This window comes from Neisseria sp. P0021.S005, assembly GCF_051956955.1.
Map to the genome: position 1 here is coordinate 1 of NZ_JBQCWY010000193.1, position 5,103 is coordinate 5,103.

The window sequence follows — 5,103 nt, forward strand, 5'->3', positions numbered from 1 at the left end:
GGCTTGGTTGTCGGCTTTGCCAACAGCAGCTTTGAGTTGCTCGCCGGTATCGGCGTATTTGCCGCATTGGGCTTTATGGCTCAAGCCGCAGGCAAAGAAGTCAGCGAAGTGGCATCCAACGGTATCGGCTTGGCGTTTATCGCGTTCCCGACCATCATCAACCAAGCGCCGATGGGCGCGTTGATCGGCGTGTTGTTCTTCGGCTCGCTGGTGTTTGCCGGTGTAACTTCTATGATTTCCATCGTTGAAGTAATTGTGGCTGCAATTCAAGACAAAATGAACATCGGACGTGTCAGCGCAACGTTGATTGCTGGCGTTCCCATGGCGATTATTTCCACCTTGCTGTTCGGTACGACCACCGGCCTGCCTGTGTTGGACGTATTGGACAAATTCATCAATACTTATGGCATTGTGGCTTCCGGTTTTGTTTACGTTTTGGCGATTGTCTTGTTGAACAAGCTGCCGGAACTGCGTAACCACTTGAACGCGCTGTCTTCCATCCGTGTCGGCAAAGTGTGGACAGCCAGCGTGGTGGTTACCGTCGCCATGCTCGGCTATATGCTTTATCAGGATACTGCCGGCCTCCTAAAAGAGAATTACAGCGGCTATCCTGACAGCTTCCTCAATATCTTTGGTTGGGGCATGGTGGGCGCCATCCTCGTATTGTCGGTCTTGCTGTCATTCTTGCCGTGGGAACACGGTCAGGGCTTCAACGTCAAAGACGAACATGAACACGAACGTGAAGGAGACGAATAATGAGTACTTCAGCCATTATTATGATGCTTGTCGCATTGATCGTCATTTGGGGCGGATTCATCGTCTCCGTCCTGCGCCTGCCTAAAGAATAAGGTTTGAGCAAATGAAAAGGCCGTCTGAAAGTCATTTTTCAGACGGCCTTTTTGTTACATAGCAAGGGACGGAAGAGGGGGAATCATCTTGGTGGACGGCATGTGCGAGATTTTTAATAATGGATGACCGGGTATGATGTATAAATTATATCTATTTGTTTTAAAAAGATTTAAATACGATTATCGTGTTAATAAACCGTTGTTCCCTTCAATCTTTGCCCGCTGTTTTCTTTGTTCTAGAATAGAGTCCGCAATGCCTTTTATGAGGCATTAGGTACAGTATCCGTTTATTTGTTAAGGAGAATTTCATGGCTAAAGTACATCAACCAAGTAAAGAAAGTGATTCTGAAGATTTTGTTATCCGCCTCGATCCGCGCGAGTGGGACGGTACTTTTTCAGGAGAAGGCAAAGGGCCTAATGATGGCTATGACGATGATCATATCATCCGCCTTGATCCGCGTGAGTGGGAAGGTTTTGAGCCTGCACAGCCGGCCGCGAAGCCGATATTGGAATCCAAAGCTTTCGATGGAGATGAGCTTTTGAGCCGTGAGTTTGGTGAGGCTGATCCTCTTGATTCTTCTGCTGGTCTTTCCTCAGACAATGCGACCTATTCAAACAATGGTACAGGTTCATCTGCGTTGGATACCATTCATGATTTAGCAGAGGCTTCTATTTTCAAACTGTAATCGTTCCATAATATAAAAGGCCGTCTGAAACCGATATGTGTTTCAGACGGCCTTTTTGTGTATGGTCATCGGGACGAAGCCTAACTCATCATCCAAATTACCAAATGCACCATGGTTGGGCCAAACAATACCATAAACAGTCCGGCCAAAATCATGGTCAGGCTGGCCATTACGCCTTCAGTTTCATGGCGTTGTCCGGCGCGCGATGTGCCGAAGCCGTGGGCGGCATTGCCGAATGCCACGCCGTTGGCGGTACGGAAGCGGATACGGGTGAAGGCTAAAAACAGGTCGCCGAATATCATGCCGACAAAGCCAGTGATGATGGTGAACAGGGAAACGAGCGAGGCTGAACCGTGGATTTCGCTGGCGAGGACGACGGCAAACGGCGTGGAGATGGAGCGCGCCATTAGGCTGTTGGTTACTTCGTTGTTGAAGTGGAACATATGGCTCATGAGGAATGCGCTGACTACGCCGACAAACATGCCCACCATAATGGCGATGGAGAGGATGGGCAGCTGGCGGCGGATGACTTCGCGGTTTTCATAAATGGGGACGGCAAAGGCAACGGTAACCGGAGTGAGCAGGAAGACGATGCCTTGGGTATATTTGTGGTAGGTGTCGTAATTGACGCCGAATGCCAGCAGCAGGAGGATGGTGCTGACGGAGACGGTAACGACGGGGGAGAAAATCATTAAGGGTTTTTTGCGGTGGATTTTTTTGGCAACGACATAGGCAAAGCAAGTCCAGATGAAGCAGGCGAGGGCAGTGTAGTCCATTTTTATTCTCTATTTTTAGGAGTGGAGTTTTTTGTAGAGGCGGCGTTTCCAGCGGTAGCAGAAATCGAGAGTCAGGGCGGTGCTGATCATCACGAGCGCGGTGCCGACGGCGATGGTCAAAATCAGCTGCCAACCTTCGGACATCAGCAGGTCTTGATATTGCAAGACGGAAACCATGATGGGGATGAAGAAAAAGACGAGTTCGCCCAATGCCCATTTTGCGCCGCGATCAACCATGCCCGGGCGGATGATGCCGAGCCCTAAAAGGGCGAGCATGAGGAACAAGCCCAATACGCCTGAAGAAACAGGCAGATGCGTGAAGCGGACGATAAGGTCGGAGACGCCCCATACTGCGCCGATGATGGCAAGCTGCAAGGCCGTCTGAAAAAATCTGGTGAGGGAATCCATGATATGGGTGTGTGTTGAATGAAAGGCTTGATTATAGAAACCTAATTTCTGCATAATATGAATTATTAAACGAATAATCATGCCTTAGAGGAATAATGGATTTCAAAAGCCTGCATTGTTTTGCCGAACTCATCCGCCTGCAAAGTTTTTCGGCCACGGCTTCCGCGTTGAATTTGACGCAGCCGACGGTCAGCAAAATCATCCAGTCTTTGGAAGAAGAATTGGGCGTGCCGCTTTTGTGCAGAGAAAACGGACGCAAAAAGCGGCAGGTGCAGCCGACCGCAATCGGCGAAGAAGTCTATCGCCATGCGTTAAACCTTTTACACGAACGCGATTTGCTGCTGGCCCGCGTTGACGATTACCGCCATGTCAAAAGCGGGACGCTGCGTTTGGGTTTGGCCTTGTTCGGCAGCGATTTGCTCAGTCATGCGCTGTTTGATTTCCACCAAAAATGGCCGGACATAGAATTGTCGTTTTTGGAACAAGGTTCGCTCGCCATCGAGCAATCCCTGCGCAACAACGAACTCGATGCCGGGCAGCTGCTCGCGCCGGTTCACGAAGACTTCGACAGCATCACGTTGTGCGACTATCCGCTGGTGGTCTTGATGCCGAAAAATCGGGCGAGACACGATGCGCTGACGCTCAAAAGCCTGCAACACGAGCCCTTCATCCTTTTTGGTGCAGGCTTTTCCCTCAACGAAACCATTCAGACGGCCTGCCGCAATCAAGGTTTTACGCCCAACGTTGTCTGCCGTACCGGACAATGGAATTTGGTCGCCGACATGGTGGCGCACAATATGGGCATTGCCTTGTTACCCGAATACTATGCCCGAAAAATCAATCCCGATGTCTTTGCCGCCATTCCTTTGGTCGAACCCGAAATCCGCTGGCAGCTCACCATGGCATGGAAGAAACACCAACGCCCGACGCCGGCCTTAAGGGCTTGGTTGGACGTGGTCAGGGAAGCGTTCGGCAGGCGAAACAAATAAAATCAAATCATCAGGCCGTCTGAAAAAAAAGGGTGTCGTTATCACCCGCTTTCAGACGGCCTTTCCCGTTAAAAATGGTAAAACGGCCTAAAAAAGAGTAGAATATGCACCGTTTACAACTCTGCGCCTCTCAGCAGGCTCGAATTATGGACCTTCCCAGTTCGCCTTTGAACTTCCCATCAGACACACAACAACCATAATCATCCCGCCGAAATGCCTCCCCGCGTCCGGCGGGCGGAGCATTTATGAGCATCGAACAAACCCCTCCGAATCTCGACCATACCCCCGACAATGAAGCGGTGGAAGACCGCATTTCTGACGATCGCATCTCTGACGATATCGACCGCATCCACGCCTTATGCGAAATCCTCGAGCCGTCCTTTGAACAAATCGAAGCAGGCGTGCCGATTGAAGACGAAAGCCTGCGTGACAAGTTCACCGAGCTGACCGTCCTCTTGGCCGAGTTGCACCCTGCCGACGTGGCCGCCGTCTTGGAATCCCTGCCGCCGCGCGAGCGTAACATCGTCTGGCTTTTGGTCGCCCCTGAAGACGACGGCGAAGTCTTGCTGGAAGTATCCGACGCCGTACGCGAAACGCTGATCGAGTCCATGGACAAAGACGAGCTGTTGGCCGCCGTCGATGATTTGGACGCAGACGAATTGGCAGAACTGGCAGACGACCTGCCGCACCAAGTGGTGTACGAAGCGCTGCAAACGCGTGATGAAGAAGAACGCGAGCAGGTCAAAGCGGCGATGTCTTACGAAGATAACCAAGTCGGCGCGATTATGGACTTTGAATTGGTCAGCATCCGCGCCGATGTGGCGTGTGAAGTCGTGTTGCGCTACTTGCGCCGTTTCGACAGCCTGCCCGACCATACCGACAAGATTTTCGTGGTTGATGAAAACGACGTGTTGCAAGGCGTGCTGCCCATCCGCAAACTCTTGGTCGCCGACCCCGAAGACATGGTGGCGGACGTGATGGCCACCGATGTCGTGCGCTTCCGTCCCGAAGACGACGTGGAAGAAGCGGCACAGGCGTTTGAACGTTATGACTTGGTCACCGCGCCGGTTGTCGATGAAAACAAAAAGCTGATCGGCAGGATCACCATTGACGAAATGGTGGACGTGATCCGTGAAGAATCCGAAGCCGACATGTTTAACATGGCCGGTTTGCAAGAAGAAGAGGACTTGTTCGCCCCGATTTGGGACTCGGTGAAAAACCGCTGGATGTGGCTTGCCATCAACCTGTGTACCGCCTTTATCGCCAGCCGCGTAATTGGCGCATTTGAAGGCAGTATCGAGAAAATCGTCGCACTGGCTGCGCTGATGCCCATCGTCGCCGGCATCGGCGGCAACTCCGGCAACCAAACCATCACCATGATCGTCCGCGCCATGGC

General features: G+C 51.8%; 6 protein-coding genes and 1 pseudogene. 5 read left to right on the top strand and 2 right to left on the bottom strand.

Annotated elements, in window-relative coordinates; translation table 11 throughout:
* From ACTHUE_RS10695 to ACTHUE_RS10705, 3 genes and pseudogenes are all read left to right on the top strand, one after another.
* A pseudogene (locus ACTHUE_RS10695) lies at positions 1–756 on the top strand (sodium-dependent transporter); the annotation flags it as partial.
* The gene (locus ACTHUE_RS10700) at positions 756–848 is read left to right on the top strand and encodes a methionine/alanine import family NSS transporter small subunit (RefSeq protein WP_036472778.1); all 93 of its coding nucleotides are present in this window, start codon (positions 756–758) and stop codon (positions 846–848) included. The pseudogene ACTHUE_RS10695 and the gene ACTHUE_RS10700, both read left to right, overlap by 1 nt.
* Before the next feature lie 308 nt (positions 849–1,156).
* Complete coding sequence (locus ACTHUE_RS10705) at positions 1,157–1,534, top strand: hypothetical protein (protein WP_004518977.1); 378 nt, start codon at positions 1,157–1,159, stop codon at positions 1,532–1,534.
* Between the two features lie 80 nt (positions 1,535–1,614).
* Here ACTHUE_RS10705 and ACTHUE_RS10710 read toward each other — a convergent pair whose 3' ends face one another.
* Together ACTHUE_RS10710 and ACTHUE_RS10715 are read right to left on the bottom strand one after the other, a co-directional pair.
* On the bottom strand, positions 1,615–2,310 hold the full coding sequence (locus ACTHUE_RS10710) for an LrgB family protein (protein WP_039861867.1): 696 nt from the start codon (positions 2,308–2,310) through the stop codon (positions 1,615–1,617).
* A gap of 15 nt (positions 2,311–2,325) precedes the next feature.
* Positions 2,326–2,799 carry a CidA/LrgA family protein gene (locus ACTHUE_RS10715; protein WP_004518974.1) on the bottom strand — a complete coding sequence of 158 codons (474 nt, stop codon included), beginning with the start codon at positions 2,797–2,799 and terminating at the stop codon, positions 2,326–2,328.
* Between the two features lie 14 nt (positions 2,800–2,813).
* On the opposite strand from ACTHUE_RS10715, the gene ACTHUE_RS10720 reads away from it, so the two are divergent.
* A complete protein-coding gene (locus tag ACTHUE_RS10720) occupies positions 2,814–3,707 on the top strand; it encodes a LysR family transcriptional regulator (protein WP_004518973.1) in 894 nt (297 codons plus the stop codon).
* Positions 3,708–3,952: 245 nt separating this feature from the next.
* A partial coding sequence (mgtE, locus tag ACTHUE_RS10725; protein ID WP_440423447.1) for a magnesium transporter occupies positions 3,953–5,103 on the top strand: 1,151 nt, incomplete at its 3' end.